The organism is Streptomyces phyllanthi, assembly GCF_009377205.1.
Lineage (GTDB): Bacteria > Actinomycetota > Actinomycetes > Streptomycetales > Streptomycetaceae > Streptomyces > Streptomyces phyllanthi.
Genome location: NZ_VJZE01000010.1, coordinates 22539 through 44603 on the forward strand (window position 1 = coordinate 22539; position 22065 = coordinate 44603).

Annotated in this window: 20 protein-coding genes and 2 pseudogenes; 11 read left to right on the forward strand and 11 right to left on the reverse strand. The window is 69.4% G+C overall.

Features of this window, described 5'->3' with window-relative positions:
- Positions 1-30 precede the first annotated feature (30 nt).
- Positions 31-375, reverse strand: a complete 345-nt coding sequence (locus tag FNH04_RS03320; RefSeq protein WP_152780121.1) for a hypothetical protein — start codon at positions 373-375, stop codon at positions 31-33.
- Positions 376-566: 191 nt separating this feature from the next.
- On the opposite strand from FNH04_RS03320, the gene FNH04_RS03325 reads away from it, so the two are divergent.
- Positions 567-3491, forward strand: coding sequence for an AfsR/SARP family transcriptional regulator (locus tag FNH04_RS03325; RefSeq protein WP_152780123.1), 2925 nt, complete (start codon positions 567-569; stop codon positions 3489-3491).
- 67 nt (positions 3492-3558) lie between these two features.
- On the opposite strand, the gene FNH04_RS48895 is transcribed toward FNH04_RS03325, so the two are convergent.
- The gene (locus FNH04_RS48895; protein WP_194236532.1) at positions 3559-3789 is read right to left on the reverse strand and encodes a hypothetical protein; all 231 of its coding nucleotides are present in this window, start codon (positions 3787-3789) and stop codon (positions 3559-3561) included.
- A 213-nt stretch (positions 3790-4002) separates the two neighbouring features.
- Here FNH04_RS48895 and FNH04_RS03335 point away from each other — a divergent pair, with 213 nt between their 5' ends.
- Positions 4003-4221 (forward strand): hypothetical protein, encoded by a 219-nt coding sequence (locus FNH04_RS03335; protein WP_152780125.1) that lies wholly within the window; start codon positions 4003-4005, stop codon positions 4219-4221.
- On the opposite strand, the gene FNH04_RS03340 is transcribed toward FNH04_RS03335, so the two are convergent.
- Positions 4213-4464: a hypothetical protein gene (locus FNH04_RS03340; RefSeq protein WP_194236533.1), complete on the reverse strand. Its 252-nt coding sequence runs from the start codon at positions 4462-4464 to the stop codon at positions 4213-4215. The two genes, FNH04_RS03335 and FNH04_RS03340, sit on opposite strands and share 9 nt — an antisense overlap.
- Before the next feature lie 429 nt (positions 4465-4893).
- Here FNH04_RS03340 and FNH04_RS03345 point away from each other — a divergent pair.
- A pseudogene (locus FNH04_RS03345) lies at positions 4894-5848 on the forward strand (alpha/beta hydrolase).
- 64 nt (positions 5849-5912) lie between these two features.
- The gene (locus FNH04_RS49290) at positions 5913-6614 is read left to right on the forward strand and encodes an esterase/lipase family protein (protein WP_194236534.1); all 702 of its coding nucleotides are present in this window, start codon (positions 5913-5915) and stop codon (positions 6612-6614) included.
- A 622-nt stretch (positions 6615-7236) separates the two neighbouring features.
- On the opposite strand, the gene FNH04_RS49295 is transcribed toward FNH04_RS49290, so the two are convergent.
- From FNH04_RS49295 to FNH04_RS03375, 4 genes are all read right to left on the reverse strand, one after another.
- Entirely contained in the window at positions 7237-7443 is a 207-nt protein-coding gene (locus tag FNH04_RS49295; RefSeq protein ID WP_228031050.1) for a helix-turn-helix domain-containing protein, read from the reverse strand.
- Between the two features lie 307 nt (positions 7444-7750).
- Positions 7751-8659 (reverse strand): squalene/phytoene synthase family protein, encoded by a 909-nt coding sequence (locus FNH04_RS03360; protein WP_152780129.1) that lies wholly within the window; start codon positions 8657-8659, stop codon positions 7751-7753.
- Between the two features lie 548 nt (positions 8660-9207).
- Positions 9208-9681 (reverse strand): pyridoxamine 5'-phosphate oxidase family protein, encoded by a 474-nt coding sequence (locus FNH04_RS03370; protein ID WP_152780133.1) that lies wholly within the window; start codon positions 9679-9681, stop codon positions 9208-9210.
- Between the two features lies 1 nt (position 9682).
- On the reverse strand, positions 9683-10141 hold the full coding sequence (locus FNH04_RS03375) for a hypothetical protein (RefSeq protein ID WP_152780135.1): 459 nt from the start codon (positions 10139-10141) through the stop codon (positions 9683-9685).
- A gap of 342 nt (positions 10142-10483) precedes the next feature.
- On the opposite strand from FNH04_RS03375, the gene FNH04_RS03380 reads away from it, so the two are divergent.
- The 4 genes and pseudogenes from FNH04_RS03380 (at position 10484) to FNH04_RS03400 (ending at position 14013) form a co-directional block, all read left to right on the forward strand.
- Entirely contained in the window at positions 10484-10876 is a 393-nt protein-coding gene (locus tag FNH04_RS03380) for a pyridoxamine 5'-phosphate oxidase family protein (protein WP_322722546.1), read from the forward strand.
- 376 nt (positions 10877-11252) lie between these two features.
- Positions 11253-12248, forward strand: a complete 996-nt coding sequence (locus FNH04_RS03390) for a phage holin family protein (RefSeq protein WP_152780137.1) — start codon at positions 11253-11255, stop codon at positions 12246-12248.
- A 97-nt stretch (positions 12249-12345) separates the two neighbouring features.
- Positions 12346-13218: pseudogene (locus tag FNH04_RS03395) on the forward strand (IS5 family transposase).
- 99 nt (positions 13219-13317) lie between these two features.
- Positions 13318-14013: a lipase family protein gene (locus FNH04_RS03400; protein ID WP_152780139.1), complete on the forward strand. Its 696-nt coding sequence runs from the start codon at positions 13318-13320 to the stop codon at positions 14011-14013.
- Positions 14014-14355: 342 nt separating this feature from the next.
- Here FNH04_RS03400 and FNH04_RS03405 read toward each other — a convergent pair whose 3' ends face one another.
- The 3 genes from FNH04_RS03405 to FNH04_RS03415 all read right to left on the reverse strand — a co-directional run bounded on the left by FNH04_RS03405 (position 14356) and on the right by FNH04_RS03415 (position 16736).
- A complete protein-coding gene (locus tag FNH04_RS03405) occupies positions 14356-14889 on the reverse strand; it encodes an AAA family ATPase (RefSeq protein WP_152780172.1) in 534 nt (177 codons plus the stop codon).
- Between the two features lie 594 nt (positions 14890-15483).
- Positions 15484-15864, reverse strand: a complete 381-nt coding sequence (locus tag FNH04_RS03410) for a GntR family transcriptional regulator (protein WP_322722541.1) — start codon at positions 15862-15864, stop codon at positions 15484-15486.
- Entirely contained in the window at positions 15861-16736 is an 876-nt protein-coding gene (locus FNH04_RS03415) for a hypothetical protein (RefSeq protein WP_152780141.1), read from the reverse strand. Before FNH04_RS03415 ends, FNH04_RS03410 begins: the two co-directional genes overlap by 4 nt.
- A gap of 450 nt (positions 16737-17186) precedes the next feature.
- Between FNH04_RS03415 and FNH04_RS49300 the strand changes: the two genes are divergently transcribed.
- A complete protein-coding gene (locus FNH04_RS49300; RefSeq protein ID WP_386576033.1) occupies positions 17187-17435 on the forward strand; it encodes a PLP-dependent transferase in 249 nt (82 codons plus the stop codon).
- A complete protein-coding gene (locus FNH04_RS03425; RefSeq protein WP_152780143.1) occupies positions 17432-18688 on the forward strand; it encodes an MFS transporter in 1257 nt (418 codons plus the stop codon). Before FNH04_RS49300 ends, FNH04_RS03425 begins: the two co-directional genes overlap by 4 nt.
- 158 nt (positions 18689-18846) lie before the next feature.
- Here the strand turns inward: FNH04_RS03425 and FNH04_RS03430 are convergent, their stop codons facing one another.
- Complete coding sequence (locus FNH04_RS03430; RefSeq protein ID WP_152780145.1) at positions 18847-19707, reverse strand: oxygenase MpaB family protein; 861 nt, start codon at positions 19705-19707, stop codon at positions 18847-18849.
- Between the two features lie 698 nt (positions 19708-20405).
- On the opposite strand from FNH04_RS03430, the gene FNH04_RS03435 reads away from it, so the two are divergent.
- Complete coding sequence (locus FNH04_RS03435) at positions 20406-21860, forward strand: FAD-binding protein (RefSeq protein WP_228031064.1); 1455 nt, start codon at positions 20406-20408, stop codon at positions 21858-21860.
- Positions 21861-22065 lie beyond the last annotated feature (205 nt).

Sequence of the window (22065 nt, forward strand, 5' to 3'; positions counted from 1 at the left end):
GTGTCCCGGGCGGCCCGGCAGCCGGTGCTCTCAGCCCTCGGACATCCAGCGCGAGCAACCCTGGGTGGCCTCACACACGTTGAAGTCCACGATCCAGGTCGGCGAGTTGTAACCGCTGCATGGTGAGGCGCTGCCGTTGCCGTCGTAGACGCTGCCGTTGGTGCCGGGCGGGTTGGGGTATTCGCGGTAGTAGGAGGTGACCCTGTGGTTGTCCGCCTCCTTGTCGCACACCCCGATGTACGACTCGTCCACTGCGGTAACGCCGGCGTAGTCGCTGCCGTGATAGCGCCACCCGGTGATGGCGTACGCGCTGGAGGCCGAGGCCGTCAGTCCCAGAGCCAACGCTCCGGCGACCAGCAGATGCTTCCGTTGCATCAGTCACTCTCCTCTCGTCCGACCGGAAGTGACCGGGGTGTCCGGTCACCTGGCGCATCAATGCTGAGCCGCGGTACTGGTCGTGAACCTTGCAAAAACCTTGGCAGGCAGCCGTGTTCCTGGTGTGCTGCTGGCAGCGTCGGCGAGGGGGACGGATGGGATGTGCGGCGGAGGTTCGACTGCTGGGGCCGATGGAAATCCGGGTCTCCGACCGTCCGGTGAACCTGGGGCCGGCAAAGCAACAGACCGTCCTGGCCGCACTGCTGGTCGATGTCGGCCGACCAGTCACAGCGGACACGCTGATCGACCGGGTGTGGGGCGAGAACCCCCCTTCGGAAGCTCGCAAGTCCTTATACGCCCTGATCACGCGTGTCCGACGGATCCTCGCCGCGACCGCGGCAGCCACAGCGCTCGGAGACCCCAGCGCGGGCGTCGCACAAGGCCCCGACGGTGGGACCGCGAAGCAGACCATTCTGCGCCACACCAGCGGATACCTGCTTGACATGGATCCCAACCAGGTCGACCTGCACCGTTACCGGCTCTTGGCCGAACAGGCCCGCGATTCCTGCCGCCCGGTCGCCGAGCGAGCCGTGCTGCTGCGCGAGGCACTCGGACTGTGGCGCGGTGAACCGCTGGCCGGACTCTCCGGACTGTGGGCGGCACGCACCCGCGACAGCTGGACGTACCAGCACATCGAGACCGCGGCGGCTTGGGCCCATGCCGAACTACTCGTCGGCAACACTGCGGCGGTGATCGCCAGGGTGCCGGATCTGATGGCCCAGCACCCTCTGGCCGAACCGCTGGTGGCAGCGCTGATGCAGGCCCTTTACGCCGCAGGGCGCGGCCCGGAGGCTCTCGGCTGCTACGCGGCCTTGCGCGAGCGGCTGTCCGTGGAACTCGGCACCGACCCCGGCCCCGAGGCACAGCAGGTGTACCGGGCGATCCTGTCCGGTGAGCCCGTCGGTCCGCATCAGCCGGTCGGCAGCGCCGACGAGCCTCGGCGCCACAAACGCCCCGCCGTGTCGGGGGCGGCCGTTGAGCGACACGGGCCGGACCGGGCGGTGCCGGCGCAGTTGCCGGCACCGCTGGCGAGTTTCACGGGCCGGGCTGAGCAACTGAGGCAGCTCGACGCACTGCTGGACACCGCGAACGATCAGCACACCGCGGCAGTGGTGATCACTGCCATTGCGGGAACCGCAGGCGTGGGCAAGACGGCCCTGGCGGTGTACTGGGCGTCGCGGGTGGCCGACCGGTTCCCAGGCGGGCAGTTGTATGTGAATCTGCGCGGGTTCCATCCGACTGGATCGGTGATGACGTCCGCGGAGGCGATCCTTGGGTTCCTGGACGCCTTCGGGGTGCCGGCCGACCGCATCCCTCCCGGCCTGGATGCGCAGGTCGGCCTGTACCGGAGCCTCGTCGCCGGCAAACGGGTTCTCGTGCTGCTGGACAACGCTCGCGACGCCGATCAGGTCCGACCTCTGCTGCCCGGCTCATCGGGGTGCCTGGCCCTGGTCACCAGCCGCAACCAGCTCACCGGCCTTGTCGCGGCCGACGGCGCCTGCCCGCTCGTCGTCGACCTGCTGACCAAGGACGAGGCCCGTCGGCTGCTGGTCCACAGGCTCGGCCACGCCCGGGTGACGGCCGCCACTCATGCGGTGGAAGAGATCATCACGCGCTGCGCCCGGCTGCCTCTGGCGCTGTCGATCGTGGCCGCGCGCGCCGCGACGAACCCGCGCTTTGCCCTCTCCGTGTTCGCCCGCGAACTGGGTGACACCGGCTCAGGGCTGGGCCCGTTCACCAGCGACGATCCCGCAACGGATATACGGGGTGTGTTCTCCTGGTCGTACCGGCTGCTCAGCCCGGCGGCTGCCCGGCTCTTCCGGCTGCTGGGCCTGCACCCCGGCCCGATCGTCACCGAACCGGCGGCCGCCGGGCTGGCAGGGCTCCGGGCAGACCAGGTCCGCCCGTTACTGGCCGAACTGACTCAGGCGCACCTGATCGACCAGTACGTGCCTGGTCGCTGCACACTCCATGATCTGCTCCGCGAATACGCGACGGAACTCACCCACACCCATGATCCGGAGAACGAGAGACGGACAGCGCTTCGCCGACTCCTCGACCACTACCTGCACAGCGCCGCCACGGCATCCGAGGCCCTCAGCTGGTACCGGGACCCGGTCCGTCTGACCGGCCCTGAGGTCGGCGTCACCCCCGAAGTGCTCACGGACCACGGGCGGGCGCTGGCCTGGTTTGCTGCGGAGCTGCCGAATCTGACGGCAGCGGTCCGCCGGGCTGCCGAGACTGGGTTCGAGGCTCATGCCTGGCAACTGGCCTGGACTTTGGTGAGCTTCTTCGACCTCGCGGGGCGCTGGCACGAGTGGGCCGACACACACGAGGTAGCACTCGCCGCCGCCCGGCAGGCCGGCGATGTGACCGGTGAGGCGCGTACCCGCCGCAATCTTGCCCGCGTCTACTGCCGGCAGGGCCGCCACCAGGACGCGCACACCCAACTGCGCCAGTCGCTGAACCTCTGCCGCGACCTCGGTGATCCGGTCGGTCAGGCCCAGGCTCTCCGTTTCATCAGTACGGTGCTCGGCCGCCAGGGTCGGCACCGTGAGGCGCTGTCCCATGCGCGGGAGGCCCTGAGCCTGTTGCGGGCCGCACATCACCTCATCGGGCAGGGCCGGGCCCTGAACCAGATCGGCTGGCAGCTCTCCCTGCTCGGCGACCACCAGCAGGCGATTCACCACTGCCGGCAGGCCCTGCGGATACTCCAGGAGTTCGATGACCGTGACGGTGAAGGAGCCGCCTGGGACACTCTGGGCCATGCCCACCAGCATCTTGGCGATCACCAGGAGGCGATCGCCTGTTTCAGGCAGGCACTGCGCCTGCGGCGGGAGCGGTGTGACAGCAACGAGGTAGCCGAGACGCTGGTTCACCTCGGCGACGTCCACTTGGCCGCGGGGGACTTCCGTGTGGCCCGTCTCTTCTGGCAGGAGGCGCTGGAGATCCTCGACCAGCTCGGCCACGGCGACACTCTCCACATCCGCGGGCGACTGCGCACGGCCCAGGCTTCAGAAGCCACGCCGCCAAGCCCGGCACTGGACGGACACTGATTACGGGGAGATGTCGATCTGCTCCACGTCGGGATCTGCGGCTGCCACTGCTTCTTGACCTCACGCTCTATGCGCTCGCGCAGGTCCCGGCGTTCACCCGCCGCATCCCGCAGAGCGCCCAGGATCGGGTGCCCGTCCGGGACCCGCACTCCACCATGTCGTACAACGCGGTGAGCGCGTCCGCGTGGAACGCCCGCTCGAACTTCCCGGTGGCCTCGTCCTTCTCCGCGCGGGTCGGCGGGCGCAGCGCGGTCATCAGCTCCAGGCTGGTGATCGACGCGGTGCCGCGTGGCGTCATTGCCCGCTGCGCGTGCGTGCCCAGGTACCGGGCGAGATCCGCGGGTGCATGGTCGGCGGCAGTTGCGGTCGTCCTTCTTGTCCCACTCCCGCGCGTCCAGCGCGTTCCAGGACGGGATGCACAGCTGCACACCGGCGATTGGACCCCTCGGGATCGCGGAAATGCGCGCCCACGGCCCGAACCCGCGCCGGGTGAGCTGCAGGGTGCCTCTGCATGGCGATCATGTCGCTCGACCCCACCCGCAAGGGCCGGGCCCACTGGACCAGCCGCTGGAAGACCGCCCTGAACTCCTTCGTCTCACCTTCGACGGCTGGCGCGTGGCAGTTGTCGCAGCCGGCCGACACACGATCGCACCCAGTCGGCCCGGCCTGGGCCGTCATGCCCGGCACGGATCGCCGCACCGTCCCGACGAGCCGGGCGGGCTCACCCTGAGCCGGTGGCCTGATCAGCGTCGCAGCATGCGGCGATCTCCCCGGTGGCGAGCAGGCGGGTGAACTTTTGGGCGTCGAGCTTGCCCAGGAAGGGGTAGGTGGCGCCGGCGAACTGTCGGAGTCGCTGTGCGGTGGCCTGGTCCACGTCGCCTTTCGACAGCCCGGAGTTGAGGAAGAACGCACCGACGGTGAGCCTGAGCGGCAGTTGCCGCGCTGAGAAACGCCATGCCGAACCGGATGCCACGCCGAACCTCCCAACTCTCACCCCCACCCACCACGCCACCGGTCCGAACCATGTCAAACAGGGAGTAGTCGCCGCGTGTAGCGCGTATCCGGGCGGCTGACATCACCGCAACGCACCTCCTACACCGCCCAGACCACCCTGACTCAGACCCAGCAGTGCGAAGCCGAGCAAGCCTGCGACAGGGCCACCGCTGTTAAGGGCACACGCGGACCGCGCAACTGACGGCGATCACCCTGGATTGGAACTGCCCCTTTTGCGGGTGTTAGATGGAAAGCGTCACGAACGTGGAGACGTGCCGCAACGGCGGGCAGCCACCAGGCCTCGATGGCCTGGTCAACGGGAAGATCCGGTGCGTGACGAGCTGGCGCCGACGACGCAGCGCGCTCTTGGCCAAGTCCATGTCTGAGCCTTCGCATGAGGAGTACTGTCATGCCTGCTGCCAGCCCGGTCGTCCTTGAGCCCGCGGCACAGGATGTTGCTGAGGCGTTCTCGAAACCGCCGTTCTTGTACGAGATGGCGCCGGCCGATGCTCGGAAGATCCTCACAGACGCACAGTCTGCCCCGGTCAGCAAGCTCCCGGTCGACGAAGAGTGGATCACGGTCCCCTCCCGAGTGGGAGACGTCCGGGTACGCATCATCAAGCCGCAAGGCGTGCATGCTGCCGGTCATTGTGTACATGCACGGTGGAGGCTGGATCCTCGGAAACGCCGAAACCCACGACCGGCTCGTGCGCGAGCTCGCTGTCGGCGCCGGCGCGGCGCTCGCGTTCGTGGAGTACCCGAACGCGCCGGAAGCCCGCTACCCGACCGCGATTGAGCAGGGCTACGCCACCGCTCAGTGGATCACCCGAGAGGGGGCCTCCAAGGGCCTGGACGCCAGCCGCATGGCGGTGGCCGGCGAATCGGTGGGCGGCAATATGGCGGCCGCGCTGACGCTGATGGCCAAGGAACGCGGCGACGTCACCTTCGTGCAGCAGTCGATGTACTACCCGGTCACCGACGCGGCGATGGACACCGCGTCATACGAGCAGTTCGCCACCGGCTTCTACCTCACCCGCAAGGCGATGGAGTGGTTCTGGGACGCCTATACCACCGATCCGGCACAGCGCGCCGAGATCACGGCATCGCCGAATCAGGCCAGCACCGAGCAGGTGACTGGGCTGCCGCCCGCCTATGTGTGCGTTGACGAGGCCGATGTGCTGCGCGACGAGGGAGAAGCCTACGCCGCCAAGCTCCGCTCAGCGGGCGTCCCCGTGACAACCGTGCGCTACGACGGCACCATCCACGACTTCATGCTGCTCAATGCGCTCAGCGGGACCCGAGCCACGCGAGCCGCTGTCGGCCAGGCCACCGCTTTCCTGCGCGCCGGGCTCGGAACCGGCTGAGGCACCCGCAGACGAAGCCTCTCAACCAGAAGAAGATCTCCCGGGCCCGCCAGGAGGAATCGCCATGACCGACGCAGGGCCAAGCGCCCCGCCCGACAGCAAGACGATCACCGAGCACGAGCTGGAGCAGTGCCGGCACGCGAACCAGACCGACCGCCAGCCAGTGGTGTTCGTCCACGGTCTGTGGCTGCTGCCCAGCAGCTGGGATCGCTGGGCGAAGCTGTTCGAGGACAACGGCTATGTAGCCCTGACCCCCGGCTGGCCGGACGACCCCGAGACGGTCGAGGAGGCCGCCGAGCACCCGGACGTGTTCGCCGGCAAGTCGATCGGCCAGGTCGCCGACCACTTCGAGACCATCATCCGCGGGCTGAATCACAAGCCGGCGATCATCGGCCACTCCACTGGCGGGCTACTGACCCAGATCCTGGCCGGGCGGGGCCTGGCCGCGGTGTCGGTGGCGATCGACCCCGCCCCCTTCCGGGGGGGTGCTGCCCCTGCCGATCTCGACCCTCAAGTCGAGCTTCCCGGTGCTCGGCAACCCGGCCAACCGCAACCGCGCGGTGCCGCTGACCTACGAGCAGTTCCGCTACGCCTTCGCCAACGCCGTCAGCGAGGACGAGGCCAAGCAGCTCTACAACACCTACGCGGTGCCGACCCCAGGCAAGCCGCTGTTCCAGGCGGCCGCAGCCAACCTCAATCCCTGGACCGAGGCCAAGGTCGACACCAAGAACCCCGACCGCGGACCGCTGCTGCTCATCTCCGGTGAGCGGGACAACACCGTCCCCTGGGCGATCGTCAACGCCTCCTACAAGCAGCAGCAAGACAACCAGGGCGTGACCGAGATCGAGAAGATCCCCGGCCGGGGGCACGCGCTGACCATAGACAGCGGCTGGCGTGATGTCGCCGACAAGGCGCTCGCGTTCGTCGGGCGGTTCGTCAAGAGCTGACACGCCACAGCAGCGTCATGGGCCACCGAACTCCTGAGACCGGATCTTGGCGCCCCCCGCTGTCATCATGAACGGCCCCAGCTACCGCCCCAACAAGCGACCCAAGCGCCCTGCAGGCACTGCAGGGGCGGTCAAAGCCGGCTGATCTTCGCGGCAGTACGCTGCGATGGCCACGAGCATGCACACCACCATGCACACCACCCCTGAGCGGAACGATCGACCCGGCGACACGACCAGCGCCGACCTCCGCGAGGCTTGGAGGACTGGCCGAGGCTTGGAGGACTGGCCGTGTCTTCGGGCCGCCGATCCGGAGGATCTTCCGGGACGTCATTTCATCGCCCTGACGACGTGACAGCCTGCTTCAGGCGGTCAGGGACACGGGCTGCGGGGCCGTGTGGGTGCGGCGGGCGAGGCGGCGGCTCATGGGCATGGTCATCGACCCTAGGACCATGGACTCGCTGGTGGCCAGCAGCATCTCGTAGCCACCGACCAGATGTTGATCTGAGACAGCCGACGGTACCGGCCCGGTGTGACGGCATAGGCCACGGCGAAATGGCTGTGGAAATGTGCCTGGTCGGCGAAGCCGAGCGCGTGCGCGACACCGGCGACGGACTGGCCCCTGCGCAGTCGACGCCGCGCCTCGGACAACCAGGCCGGCAGGTGCCAGGCCTAGGGCGGGTGCCGGTGGCGCGGGTGAAACGTCCGGATCAGATGCTCCCGGGGCATCCCGGCCTCGTCGGCCAACTCGGCCGGCCGCAGCGTGCCGGACAGATCGGCGCGGAGCCGGGCGAGCACCGCGTCGATCCGGGCGTCAGTGGGTTCAGGAGCACGTAAGCGCCGCCCTGCGGCCACAGGCCGCGGGGGTGGCCGGATGGGGTGGAACCGTGTTCAATCACGCGAGCTTGCTGCTCGGTACGACTACGGCTTCTGAGGACACGCAGTGGTGACGTGCACCCTACGCCGCGTGTCGCCCTGCCCGGTACTCTCGCCCGAGAATACGTAGAGCGCCGACCACGGGCAGCTTGGACGGCCCGCGGCGCAGGGCCTCGCCCCGCTTCGCCACTGCGCGCGTGCGCAGCACCTCTACCTCGATGAGGGCCCGTACGAACGGGCGCAGGTCCAGGGCTACGCCGTCTTCCAGGCTGCGGGCCGCGGCCAGCAAGCGGTCGGCCTGTCCTGTCTGCTCACGCACGAGCTCGGCGACTTCCTTCTCCTGCCCTACCGTCGCACGGAGATCGTGCGCGCGGAGCCCGTGCCGGCCGAGTACCTCGGCGGGGACCCCCAGGCGGTCCTGTGCCAGGTCCTCTGCCAGATCCTCAACCCAGTCCAGGCGCTGCATCGCCTCGATGAGGGACCGGCACGATTCCACGTACGCCGCGCTGGGTGTCCGGTCGGTGAGAAGGCACGCCGTGAGCATGAAGGCCGGCAGTGAGTAGGTGTCGATGTACCGCTGCTGTTCCGACTCCGTGGCGAACCCCTGCCAGCGAGCCTCGACGTGTGCGCCGCGGAGGAACTGCTCGATGTTCTCGCTCAATTGAGGGTGCCGCGTGGTGCTGTAGAGCAGGGCTCGGAGGACCGGCTGGTCGGCGGACCGGGTTTCGATGGCCTGCCGCACTTGGGACTCCCAGTGGGCGAGCGCCGTTATGCGTTGCTCGCTGTCGCCCTGGTCGATCAGGTCGTCGGTCACGTGCATGAAAGCCACGGCCGCGATGACGTCGGGAACGATGCGCGCCGGCAGCAGCAGCCGGACCGCTGCGTACTCAGCCCGCGCGAACCTGGCGACGATCCGGCGCTGCTCCTCGTAGTCTGCGCGGTGGACGGCGTCGATTCCGGCTGCGTCCAAGGTCCGCGCCCAGCTCAGCATGTTGATTGGTTTCCCGTCGATTGTGTCGCTGGTGTGGTGGGGTCTACCCGGCTGCCAGGACGCGAGCGGTCCTCAGCAGGACGCGGGGACTGGTGAGGGCCTTGGGGTGCGCCCGCATGTGGACGACGTCCATGTACGTCCGGTTGATCTCAGGATCGATGATCGACGCCTCGGTGATCCTGTCTCCGGCCCAGCGCAGCAGTGCGTACCCGCGAACTCCACCACCTCGGCATGGCCGAGTTCGAGAAGCCCGGAGACCAGATGCGGCGGGATGCAGCCGGACTGCGTCCGGGCACGATAGTCAAGATCAGCAGCGTCCACAGCGATGTACCGTAGCCCCTCCCCCTGACACCACGACGCTCCGAACTATCGCGTACATCACGCCGGTGATCAGGACGACTGCGGAATCCAGGTCAGTGCCCACTCAGCCCTCGCTCAGAAATGGGTAACGGATGGGCGAGCTCCTCTGACGCCCGCGACGACTTCTCGACCTGCGTGCCGACGACCCCGAAGGTGTGTCGGGACCGGCTGGGTCGCCGGCCTCCTCGTCACGGCGACGGCTCGACGAGCCGAACCGGCACCCGGTGGTCCGGCTTCCCGTCCTTGGCCAGCATCGAGTGCTCCTCGGCCACCGCGCGGTACAGCCTGATACCGGAGTCGCCCTGTACGTCGTCGACGGTCCAGACACGTCCGCCGTGCCGGAGCGAGCGCCGGGAGAAGACCTCCAGCCCCCGCTCGACACCCTCGCCCTCCACAAGCCCCGCGACGGCTGCCATGAACACTCCCTGACCTCCCCCGATCGGCACGGACGAGTCGAAGATCGCGATGCCCACCTCGGACCGCACCGTGATGTTCCGCGAGTGCGCCGCCTCCGGCGACGACACCCAGAAGAACTCCCGACACCCCAGATGCGCGAAATAGACCGGAGTGCTCCACGGCCGTCCCTCCGCGTTGGCCGTGGCCAGCACCATGTAGAGACTCGTGTCGAGGATCCCACGCCCGTTCCCGGCGGTCGGCCTCATCTCAACGGCTCCGTCGGTAGGTCAGCCCGAAGTCCCGCTCCCATTCCCTCGAGCCGAGCTTCGCCAGCTCCCAGGCGCCCCGGACGGTGTCGCCGTCGTCCTCGATCCGGCCGGTGAACCGCTGCTGGAAGTGCAGCGGCGAGAAGTCCGCACGCTCCCGCAGCAGCCGCCACACCTCGCCGTCGAAGGTCATCGCGTACGTCCGTACGACCCCCCGCGCGTCGAAGTAGTGCTGCGTGTACGCACCCGTCCCGAGGTCGACCGAGACGATCGCCGTGCTGTCCGGGGCAGGATCCGGGGCCTTGGTGCGCTGCACCAGGAACTGCCCGTCCAAGGTCCACTCGAACACGCTCCGCCCGACCGCCGCCGCCTCCCCACCGGCGAACTCCGCTTCCACCACCCACTCCCCGACCAGCACATCCAGCCGCCGAAGAGCCTCCTGTCGTGCCGTCGCGTCCATCGCGAACACCTCCTCGCAGTAGGGACGGCGCCGACAGCGAGAACTCATCGGTTGCGACGCCCAGAGGATGGTTTATGGGGTTTTGGTAGATCGTCGCCGCTCGATCACACGAGACGCAACCGCCCGGCAGGCACCCAGCGGCGCATCGCGAGCGCGTCCGGCCGACGGAATCGGGCGAGCGGGATATCGCCTGGGAGCGCTGCGCTCAACGAAGATCACGCCAAAGAAAACGACGTCACAGAGGTCGTTTCGTTTGGGCCGCGAGACCTAGGCCGATGGTCCGACGCACCGCCCGATGTGTTTCATCACGGCTGCTGGTCCGATAGTGGAGTGAGTGATCTTGTGAACGAGCCAGGGCCAGCCGTCCGTCTGCGCTTGGCCGAGGAAAAGAACGTCTGGCTGTGCACCGTACGCCCGGATGGCTCTGCCCACGTCACGCCCGTCTGGTTCGTCTACCAGAGCTCCCGGTGGTGGATCGGTTCGGATCACAGCTCCGTCAAGGTCAGAAACATCCTCAAGGAGCCCCGCGTATCCCTGGCTTTGGAGGACGGCCGGTTTCCGGTCGTCGCCGAAGGAGACGCATTACTGATTCGTGATGGGTTCCCTCACGAGGTCGTAACCGCGTTCGAGCAGAAATACGGGTGGGATGTATCCGCTCCCACACGTCCCGGAAGCAAGCGAGTGCTGCTGGAAGTGCATGTGCGTCGGTGGCTGTTGGCTGGCACGGCCCAGTGACGGCGGTGGCAAGAGTCAACCTCAAGCCATGAGCCGACAGTGACAGATGAGGGCTGCGGCGTTGCCCACGAAGGCGAGGAAGTGTTCGGCCTTGCGTTCGTGGCGGCGGTGCAGGCGGCGGCATCCGGCGACCGGCCGTCAGCACCTCGAGAACACGACATTCCAGATGATCCGACCCTGTCAGAACGCGGCAGCCGAGGCCGGCACCAGCCCAACCGCACACGCCGCGTGGTCCCGCCGGGCCTCCTCGGCATGGTCTGCTCGCCCACAGGCGTCTCCCGCGGCGGTCCGGTGTCTTCCCCGAAGACTGGAAGTGCACGGTGACAACCCTCATCGAAGCTTCAGCGTGTTCCCAAGCCTGGACGGGAAGTTCAGCATGGAAGGGGGTTCATTCGAGGCGGGGGCAGTGATGCGCGAACGGACGACGAAGGCGCTGTGGTGGCTCGTCATGGGAAGCGCCTCCACCTGGGGCGCCGCCCAGGTCACGCGCGGCGTGGAGCTGGACGGCCCGGCCGGGAGGCAGGCACTGACTGTGCTCACCATGCTGGCTGTGTCGACGCTGGGCCATCTGCCGGTTCTGGCCGTGAAGCACGGACTGCCCCGGCTGGTGCGCGTCGACGCGGTCCGCCGACACGAAGGTGCCGTCGCCTGCCTGGTCACCGTCGTCACGGTGGGCGCGGCGGTGGTGATGGCACCTCTCCTGTGGTGGCTGGCGGAGACCGTGTGCGCACTGTTGGACCTCCCCCTCCGCATCTCCGGCTTCTGGCCCTTCGTGGTGGTGGCGCTGGTCGACCTGCTCCTGGGCTTGGCCCTCACCGCGCTGCGCGGCTCGCTGACCTCGAAGGGAAGGGCCCAGGGGGCGGTCGGTCGGCTCGGTCGCCTGGCCGTGTGCTTCGGCGTGCTGTGGCTGCTGACGTCGGCGCTCGGGGGTGTCCGGCTGGAGGCCGACGAGTGGTGGCGGGCCGTCATCGCCATGGTGGTGTCGGCCGTGTTGTTCTCTTTGCTCGGCACGGGGTTCACTCTCTCCCACGACCTGGGGTGGCCGGATCTGCGCCGGCTCGTGCTCGGGGTCCTGCCGTTCCTCGCCGTGGGGTCGTTGGCCGGCGGCGCGCTGGTGCTGTGGCTGGTGTCCTGGTTCGGCACGGGGCTGCGGCCCACGCTCCACGTCTCCGGCTTCGGCACCTTCCTGTCGGCGGGTGTGATCACGGCGGTGGTGCTGTGGGCGGCGGGCCTCCCGTTCTTCCTGTACGGCCTGAAGCGCCGGGGCACTGACGCCCCTCAAGGTGGCCCGCGGCCCCTCTCGGTGCGCGCCACCGGCTTCGGCTACGTCTGGCCGAGGCCCCGGCCGACGACCCGGACCAGGACCAGGTGAAGCGCATCAGCGTTTCAAGCCTTTCGGGATGCCTTGTGCGGGCGCTCCCTAGGCCGTGTATCGAAAGTAGATCTTGAGCGGTGAATGATCGCGGTTCATGGCGCGAGGAGATCTCACGGACGAACAGTGGACTGTGCTGGAGCCGTTGTTGCCGAAGGGGACGAAGGTGGGACGACCGCCCGTCTGGCCCCGGCGGCAGCTGATCGACGGCATACGGTTCCGGGTTCGGACGGGCGTTCCCTGACGGGACGTACCCGTCGAGTACGGGCCGTGGGGCCGGATCTACGACCTGTTCCGCCGATGGCAGCGGGCCGGCACCTGGCACCGGGTCCTCACCCGGCTCCAGTGCCTGGCCGACACGAAGGGTGCGATCACAGGGGACCTGAGCGTCGATTCAACAGTGTGTCGCGCCCATCAGCATGCGGCCGGGGCCCGGAAGCGGGGGTGACCTGCAGAAGGAACCGCCGGGCGTCTTCACCGAGCCTCGTGATCACGGACTGGGACGCTCGCGCGGCGGGTTCACCACCAAGCTGCACCTGGCCGTCGAGCAGGGCCAGAAGCCCATGTCGCTCGTGGTGACGGCTGGGCAGCGCGGAGACTCGCCGCAGTTCGAACCCGTGCTGGAGAAGGTCCGCGTGCCTCGCATCGGGTCGGGCCGACCGCGCGTCCGTCCCGATCGAGTGCGCGCCGACAAGGCGTACGCCTCCCGCAGGAACCGCGCCTACCTGCGGCGCCGCGGGATCCGCTGCACCATCCCGGACAAGGCCGATCAGGCCCGCAATCGCAGGAAACGCGGCTCGCGCGGCGGCCGGCCGCCGAAGTTCGACCCGCAGGACTACAAGGCTCGGCACGCGGTCGAGTGCGGCATCAACCGCCTCAAGAGACATCGGGCGGCGGCCACGAGGTACGACAAGCTCGCAGTCCGCTCGAAGCCACCGTCCTCATCGCGGCCATCGACGAATGGCTGTGAACGGCCAGCCGTGCTGGGACATGGGCTTGTTCGAAACGAAGCGTTCTGCTGCCAGCCGATACTGCCCCGCCTCCCCTGGCATTGCGACAGGATCGTCACATGCAGCCGCTCTTCGTCCTCGTGCACAGTCCGTCCGTGGGCCCCTCAACCTGGCGCCCGGTGGCCGAACACCTGACGGCGGCGGGATACCAGGTGCGGGTGCCGTCCCTGCTGCGTATCGGCGCCGGCGCCCCGCCCTTCTGGCCCCGCATTGTGGACGCCGTCCGCGACGACCTGCAGCAGGTCCCGGCCGACAGTCCCGTCAGGTTGGTGGTACACAGCAACGCAGGCTTGTTTCTCCCGGTGATCCGCTCGGGCCTCGACCATCCGGTGACCAGCTCGATCTTCGTCGATGCCGCACTGCCGGCACGGATCGGACCGACACCTGTCGCCCCACCCGAGGTGCTGGAGTTTCTCCGCCCGATGGCTGTGAACGGCAGGCTGCCCCGCTGGACCGACTGGTGGGACGAAGCAGACGTCGCACCCATGTTCCCCGATCCGCTGGTGCGGCAGACCGTCACCGATGAGCAGCCCACCCTGCCGCTGTCCTACTACCAGCAGCACATCCCAGTCCCCGACGGCTGGGACGACCATCCCTGCTCCTACTTACTGTTCGGCCCTCCGTATGACGGCCTTGCTGCCAAGGCGCGTGAACGCGGCTGGCGCGTGGCACACCTGCCCGGCGCGCACCTTCATCAGATCATCGATCCCGCCGGCACAGCCCGGCACCTTGTCGAACTCGCGACGACGGCTTGATCCACTTTCGATACACGGCCTAGGCCATGCAAAGGAAAAAGCCCCGACGTGTCACAGTGCTGATCGGTCTCACCTCCTTGAGTGCGCAGTGGTGCACAGCGACGCCGAAGCTATTACGAAGATCATCACTCGCGCCCGGGGCGAACGTTGTCTGACGCGGTACTGGCTTGGCCCGTCCGCCACGTCGGCCGCTGCCATCGACCAGCACTCCCCTTCGAGTTCGTCGTCTGCCCGCCGGCCATGTGCGGGGCGAGCAGCAGTGCTTGTACACGATGGCTCGCGCAACAGTTGTCGCCACGGCAGGCGCACCCGTTGGTGCAAGATGCCGCAACCAGGCGCCGGTCAGCGGTCCAGTGCGGGCAGGTGGGCCAGGCCGGTGTCGAGCATGATGCGGTCGACGGTCGAGGCGAGGGTGCTGTCTGCGCCGATGACGGTCTCGATGCCGCCGGGCAGCAGATCGCGCGGCCGGTACCAGTCGCGTAGCTGTGTCTCGTTGACGTCGTCGGCGATCGGCTTGGTGGCGTGCCGGGCCAGGGTCTCGTCGAACGGTACGTCCAAGTAGTAGCTGTGCGTCGGGCCGCGGTGGTCGGCGCGCAGTTGGGCGAGCATGTCGCCGTAGCGGTCGGCGTACAGGATGCCTTCGACGATGACGTGGTAGCCGGCGTTGAGTGCGTAGCGGGCCGTCAGGTCGATCAGGCCGATGTTCGCGGCGCCTGGCCGGTCGCGTTCGCGGAGCACGATGCGGCGGAGGTTGTCCTGGCCGACCAGGGCCAGGCCGCGGCCGAACTTCTCGCGGAGGCCGTCCGCGACGGACGACTTGCCCGACGCGCTGTTGCCGCGCAGCACGACCAGCCGGGTTTCTTCGGTGCCCACCATCACGGCGATCACGCTACCGACGACCGGTGACAGGGACACCGACGGCGCTTCCGGCGGTCAGTTCCGGCGCCCGAAGGTCGGTGCAGGCGCGCCGATGTCGATGGGGCTGACCGTCAGTGCGGGCCGCTCGCCGGAGTCGAGGAGCAGCATCTGCTCGCGCGATGCGGCCTGCCGGCCTCGGCCGGGTGAACGAGATGTCGTTCAGCGGCCAGCAGATTGGCAACCATCGAAGTCCCGATCGAGCAACTGGCCGCCCGTGGCGGGACCGAAGACCTCATCCGTATCGAGTGCGGACTGCCCGGCACTCGCCGCGACGCGTTCAACGCCCGCGGCCGCCTCCCGCCGGACGGCCGCCCGAGTCCGTGGTCCCGGCGGGCGTCCGGCGCCGGGGCGGTGTTACGCGCAGAACACCTGCGCCTTGGCGCCGGGGTCTTCGACGTCGGCGGTGACCCCGCAGCTCGTGTTGCAGCAGTCCCGGTGCCAGTTCGCCATGGGGGTCTCGCCCTGGAGATCGAGTGCTCCCCGCCCGGAACGAAGCGCCGCCGATCAACTCCTTCGCGTGGCGAAGACAGCCCTGGGGAGCGCACCGCGTGATCACCCCGGAGGCGCGCCGGCGAGGGCGATACGGACAGCCGCGAGAAGTTGGTCATCGCCCGCCCCCAGGCGGCGGCCGGTGGTGACGTATGCGCCGGCGGCCTCGGCGAGCTGTGACTCCGGGGTGGGTGCGGCGCCTGGAGCGACGCGGGTGCCTGCTCCACGTCGGCTGATGACCAGGCCGGCGGATTCCAGTTCCCGGTAGGCCCGGGCGACGGTTCCGGTCGCCAGCCCGAGGTCCGCAGCGAGCTGCCGCACGGCCGGAAGCCGGTCGTTCTCGACCAGATGGCCGCCGAGAATGAGGTCGGCCACCTGGATACGCACCTGCTCGTAAGGAGGAACGGGACTGGCGGTGTCCACACGCACGGTCAGCGGCTTCACGCGGCAGCCCCCCGCGGCCCGGACAGGCGCGTCAGGCGGACGAGGAGATGGATGAGCGCGGCCGCGGAACCGGCAACCAGCAGATACGCGACGACCCTGAAAGGCATCAGCCCCGGGTCGTTGCACGGGGCAGTGGCCAACATGTCGAAGTGTGCGCCGGCGAGCAGGGCAGAGGCGAGCAGCGATGCCGCCACCAGGCTTCCCCAGGCCAAGGTCACCGCTTCGGCCGAGGCCGCGCGCAGAGCGTCGTCCACCGTGCCCGAAGCCGCATCGGCAGGGAGCGCGGGTCGGACCACGATCTTCCGCACGACAAGCAGGCACACGCCGGCTCCGCCCACGACCGAGACCAGCACGCCCAGAACCAGGGACAGGACCGACCATTGAGAGACGATGAAGACGATGCCGTTCGAGCAGGCGAAACGGATAAGCCCGCCCGGGCCGACCATACGGCTGGTCGCGGCGGTGATCACGGCGAGCAGCGCCGCCAGGGCCAGGAGGAGCACGCCGAGCAGGGGACCGTATCCGCGAGGAAGGTAGTCCCGCATGCGACGAGGCGTCAGCACGGCCGTGCGCACCGTCCCATCGGGGCGTGAAACGAGGAACTCGCCAACCAGGACGCCGGCAAGGACGCACGCGCCGAAGACCGGGCCCGCCAGCCAGAAGTTCCCCGCGGGGAGGAGGCCGCCGTACGTGAGCAGGACAGCGGCGATCAGGCCCACTGCCAGGCCACCCCGACGCCATCTCCCCGCACGTCGGCGGTATTGCCCGACCACGCCCGCGAGTTGGCCCTCTCCCCGGCGCCCGAGGCGCAAGAGCACCAGCAACCCGACGACGAACGGAGCCGCCAGGGTGACGTTGAAAGGCAGGAACACGAGACCTCCAGCACTTGTATCAAGAGCATGGGACAACTTGTCTTGCCGGAGGTCAATGTGTCAAACGTTCAGCACAAGTGCACGGGTGCCTTCGCGCTGCGATTCGGGTACGGGTGCGCCATCTCGGTGGGTCTGATGGCGTGGATGTGGCCTGTGTGCCGCCACGGGGTGACACCTGGGACGCAGCAAGGGTTACCCCTGCCCCATCTCCCGAGACGCCCGTCGCACAGTCCGTGCTTCCGCCGCTTGCGGTGCACTGCTGAGCGCCGGCGGGCCCCAGCGACCTGGACGCCGGAGTGGCCAGGGTGCGGCCGTCGCCTGGATCGACGGGACAGACACTGCGCCCAGCCCCGTGTCGACAAGCGGCATGACCAACCCCACCGCGCGGGGACCGTCCACCCGCGGCGTGCACGTCGGCGAACACCGCGTTCCGCAGGGCGTCTCGGCGGCGTGGAGAGCCTCGTCACCCTGCCGATCACCACCCACCACGGCCCCGATGTGGCCGAGCGCACCGAGCGCGGCATCGCGGACAGCATGATCCGCCTGGCCGTCGGCCTGGAAGAGGCCGACGGCCTCATCGCCGACCTCGCCCAGGCACTCGACGCCATCTGGCAGCCCGCCCCCTTTCCGCCCACCGGCCCCGTACGCGGGGCTGCCGGTGGGCGGTCCCTACGACGAAGGCACCCGGAAGAGACATGACCAGTACCGCACCGGCCGGCACGACCGGCTCCATACCCGACGCCGCCCGAGCACAGCGCCGCATCCTGCGCGTCCTGGTGGCCTCCCAGGTCCTCAGCGGTGCCGGTCTCGCCGCCGGTGTCACCGTAGGCGCCCTGCTCGCCCAGGACATGCTCGGCACGACCAGCCTCGCCGGGCTGCCCAGCGCCCTGTTCACCGCCGGCTCCGCGCTGGCCGCCGTAGCCGTCGGCCGCATCTCCCAGGCCCGCGGCCGCCGCCCAGGACTGGCCGCCGGATACCTCACCGGAGCCATCGGCAGCCTCGGCGTCATCAGCGCCGCCGTCCTGGACAACCCCGTCCTGCTGTTCCTCGCCCTGTTCATCTACGGCGCCGGAACCGCCACCAACCTCCAGGCCCGCTACGCCGGAGCCGATCTCGCCGACCCCCGCCACCGCGCCCGGGCCGTCTCCACCGTCCTGGTCGCCACCACCCTCGGCGGCGTCGCCGGCCCCAACCTCGCCGCCCCCACCGGCACGCTCGCCGAGAACCTCGGCATTCCCAGCCTGGCCGGCCCCTTCCTGCTCTCCGGCGCCGCCTATGCCCTCGCCGCACTCGTCCTGGCCGTCAGGCTGCGACCCGACCCGCTGCTCACGGCCCGCGCCCTCGCCGCCGAGCAGAGCAGCACCGCCGCCGCGGCCGCACCCGCCGCCCCCTCGCACGGGGGCCGCCGAGGCGTGGTCCTGGGCGCGCTCGTCATGGTCCTCACCCAGCTCGTCATGGTCGCGATCATGACGATGACCCCGGTCCACCTGCACGACCACGGCCACGGCACCGCCGCCTCCGGCCTCGTCATCGCCGTCCACATCGGCGCCATGTATCTGCCCTCGCCGCTGACGGGCTGGCTCGTCGACCGCCACGGCCCTTTGAGGATTGCTGCCGCCTCCGGCCTCACCCTGCTCGCCGCCGGCGTCCTCGGCGCCACCGCACCCGGCGACTCCGTCGCACTTCTCGCGCTCGCCCTGGCCCTGCTCGGACTCGGCTGGAACCTCGGCCTCGTCTCGGGCACAGCGATCATCACCGACGCCGTGCCGCTCGCCACCCGCGCCAGGACCCAGGGCATGGTCGACGTCTCCATCGCCATCGCCGGCGCCACCGGCGGCCTGAGCTCCGGCCTCGTCGTGGCCGCCGCCGGTTACCCCGTCCTCGCCCTCACCGGCGGCGCCCTCGCCCTCGCCGTCCTGCCGGCCGTCGCCGCCACCGCCTACCGCCGATGAGCCCCATGCATCCGCAGGTCCCGTTATACGAACCCCACCACAGAGCAGCCCCCTCCCCCGGCAAACCGCCGGGCCGCGTACTTTCCGCAGGAGCCCGGTGCCGACCTACGAGATCTCATGATGCGTTCCGGCGCGGGGCCAGAGAGCCTGAGCACGGTTCACGTCGGACGGGACTGCGGCGGCGGCGTCATCGCCCAGCGGATGGTCCGGGTCAGGGCCTGTCCCGTGGGGCGTACGGCGAGGTCCTCGACGACCGGCACCCGGGGCAGCCACAGCATGCCGCGGGCCCAGGGTGGGAGCAGCGCGACGGCGTTAGCGGCCAGACCGCCGTAGAAGGGCCGTACCGCAAGGGGCAGGGGGGGCTGGAACAGCAGGAAGCGGGCGGCGGACCGGGCCTCGGACGTGGCCCTCAGTTCGTGCCGGTAGGCGGTCAGGCGCTCGGACAGCTCGCGGCGGTCGCGCGGTGGGTCGCTCACCCCCAGCGCCTCGGCGACGCGCGCGGTATCGGCGATGTAGGCGTCGTAGCCGGCGGCGTCCAGCGGGCGGGCTCCGAAGCGTTCGTGGGCGCGCAGGAAGCTGTCCGTCTCGGCGGCGTGCACCCAGCCGAGCAGGTGCGGATCGGCCGCGTGGTAGGGCACGCCCTCGGCCGTCGTCCCGCGGATCCGTTCGTGGATGCCGCGGACGTGGTCGACCGCCCGCTGGGCGTCCGCGGCGGTGCCGTAGGTCGTCACGGCCAGGAAGGTGCTGGTGCGCTGCAGCCGACCCCATGGGTCGCCGCGGTAACCGGAGTGCCCGGCCACCGCCGCCATGGCGAGCGGGTGCAGGGACTGCAACAGCAGTGCGCTCAGCCCACCGATGAACATCGAGGCGTCACCGTGGACAGTGCGGATCGGGCGGTCGGGTCCGAACCAGCGCGGGCCGGGGGTGTGGTGGATGCGGGCACGTGTCGCCGGTCCGTCGGGGCCGGCGACGCGGCGGAACAGGGCCTGCCCCAGCTGTTCACGGACTACGGTCAGCATGGTCGGCCTCCCCTCTCCTGCTGCCCAGTGTCCGCCATGCCCGCCCGAACCCGGGAACCCACGTCCTGTTCCGGTTCCAGCGCCCCCGATCCACCGGCAACGGCACCGGACAGCGCCTCATCCGGCTGGACGAACCCATGCGGCACCTCGAGGACCGGCTGCTCAACCGCACGGATACCTCCCGCCGTCCCCAGGCCCTCTACCGGCCCGTAGGCCAATGACCACAAATCCGACCCCTGTTGGCGATTCGCCCTCTCGCGCAACAGACCTCCCTGACGCCATGATGAACTCGGGCGACACTTCAGGGGGAAGAACGACATGGGCGAGAAACGCAGACCCGGCCAGGTCCCGGGTCAGGACACTCCTGTGCCTCGCCACGCCGCCGGCCGGGCCGTCCCGCCGTCGCCGCTGCTGCGGCCCTCGACCCAGCTGAAGTAGGGCGCGGCATGTCCGGGGAGCGGCAGCGCCGGCCGTATACGGCCATGCGGAGCCGGAGTGCACGGCTCCGGCGCTCGCCCCGGGCGGGGGCGGCAGGCGAGGCGGGGGCGCGGTCGTCGGCCCGGGACGACTCGTCCCGCTGATGCCGCCCCGACAGCGATACGACAAACCCGAAGCGGTGTGCCGACGATCCACCGCGCCGACAAACGGAGACTGGTATGTCACTTGAAGAGCGCGCTCCTGTCAACAGACGTCAGTTCATGTCCCGGTTGGGAGCCGGGACCGTGGCGCTCGTGGCCGGCTTCGACCTGGTCGCGCGGCAGTGGGTGACCGAAGCCGAGGCCGCGGACTGTCCGTCGTTCTCCACAGCGCCGCCTCTTGACGGCACCCTCACGTTCGACGCGGAGTCCATCGCGGCGAATTCGCACGACCAGGGCAACATCGTCTTCAACACACCGTGCGCGGTGCTCCGACCCGGTTCGGTCAAGGACATCCGGAGGATGATCGGCTACTGCGACAGGAACGGCATCAAGGTCGCTCCGGCCGGCGCACACCACGCGATGTTCGGTCAACCGCTCGTGAGCGGTGGCCTGATCATCGAAATGGAGTCGCTGAACACGATCCACGCGATCGGCGCCAACGGCGCCGACGTCGATGCCGGCGTGCTGTGGAAGGACCTGATCGAGGCCGCGTACCAGCAGGGTCTCAGGCCGGCCTCGATCACCAGCTACACCAAGACGACCGTCGGCGGAACCCTTTCCATGGGCGGCATCGGGATGATGTCGGCCTATCGGGCGGGCGCGCAGGTCGATCACGCCCGGCAGCTCCAGGTGGTCACGGGCGACGGTCTGCTGGTGCAGTGCTCCAGCACGCAGAACAGCGAGCTGTTCGAGGCGGCGCTCGCCGGACTCGGTCAGTGCGGCGTGATCACACGAGCCACCGTCGACCTGGTGCCGGCCAAGCAGCTGGCCCGAACGTACCGGATCGTGTACGCGGACATACCGACCTTCTTCGCGGACATCCGGATCCTGGCGAACCGCGGCGAGTTCGACTCGCTCGGCAGCATTCCCCAGCCCGGCACGGCACAGCCACTGACGCTGTGGGCCACCGTCTTCCACAACCCGGGCGATGTGCCCGACGCGTCCCATCTGCTCCGCGGACTCAGCCCTGCCGCGGACAGCGCGCTCTTCGAGGACTACGACTTCCTGGAGTACATCTCCTTGGTCACCGACATGTACGACGCCTTCTCGGCGACCCTGGACTGGGACGCGAAAGTCAAGCCCTGGCTGGACCTGTTCCTGCCGGACGCCGCCGTCGAGAGTTACGTCGAGTCGCTGTTTCCGTCGCTGGCCCCCGAGGACCTGGGCCCGACAGGTTTCGGGCTGGTCTTCCCGATGCTGCGTTCGACCTACGGCCGACCGCTGCTGCGGCTCCCGAGCGGGGCGAGCGGCCCCTGGGTCTGGCTGGTCAGCGTGCTGACGGATTCGGCCGAGTCCGGTCCCGACCCCGAGTTCGCGTCGCGGATGATGGACCGCAACTACCGTCTCTACCAGGAGGCGGCCGCCGTCGGCGGCGTGCGCTACCCCCACGGCGCGTGCGCGTTCACCGAGGCCGACTGGCAAGGGCACTACGGCTCGATGTGGACGCAGTTCGTCTCGTGGAAGAACCGCTACGACCCGAACTGCATCCTGACACCCGGCCCGGGCATCTTCTGACCAGCCGGGCTCAGGGCACGGGGCCGTCGGAGAGCCGGACGGTACCGCGCGGAGGGCCGTACGGGCGCGTCGAACAGGCCACGGCCCGGCGGACGGTGGTGCCTTGCTCGTCGAGCCGGCGAAAGCGCGGTCCGGCTGCCGGCCGGGGAGCCGTGCGTCGAGGCCTCGGCGTCTACCTCATGGTCGGCGCCGCGGAGTTGGTCGA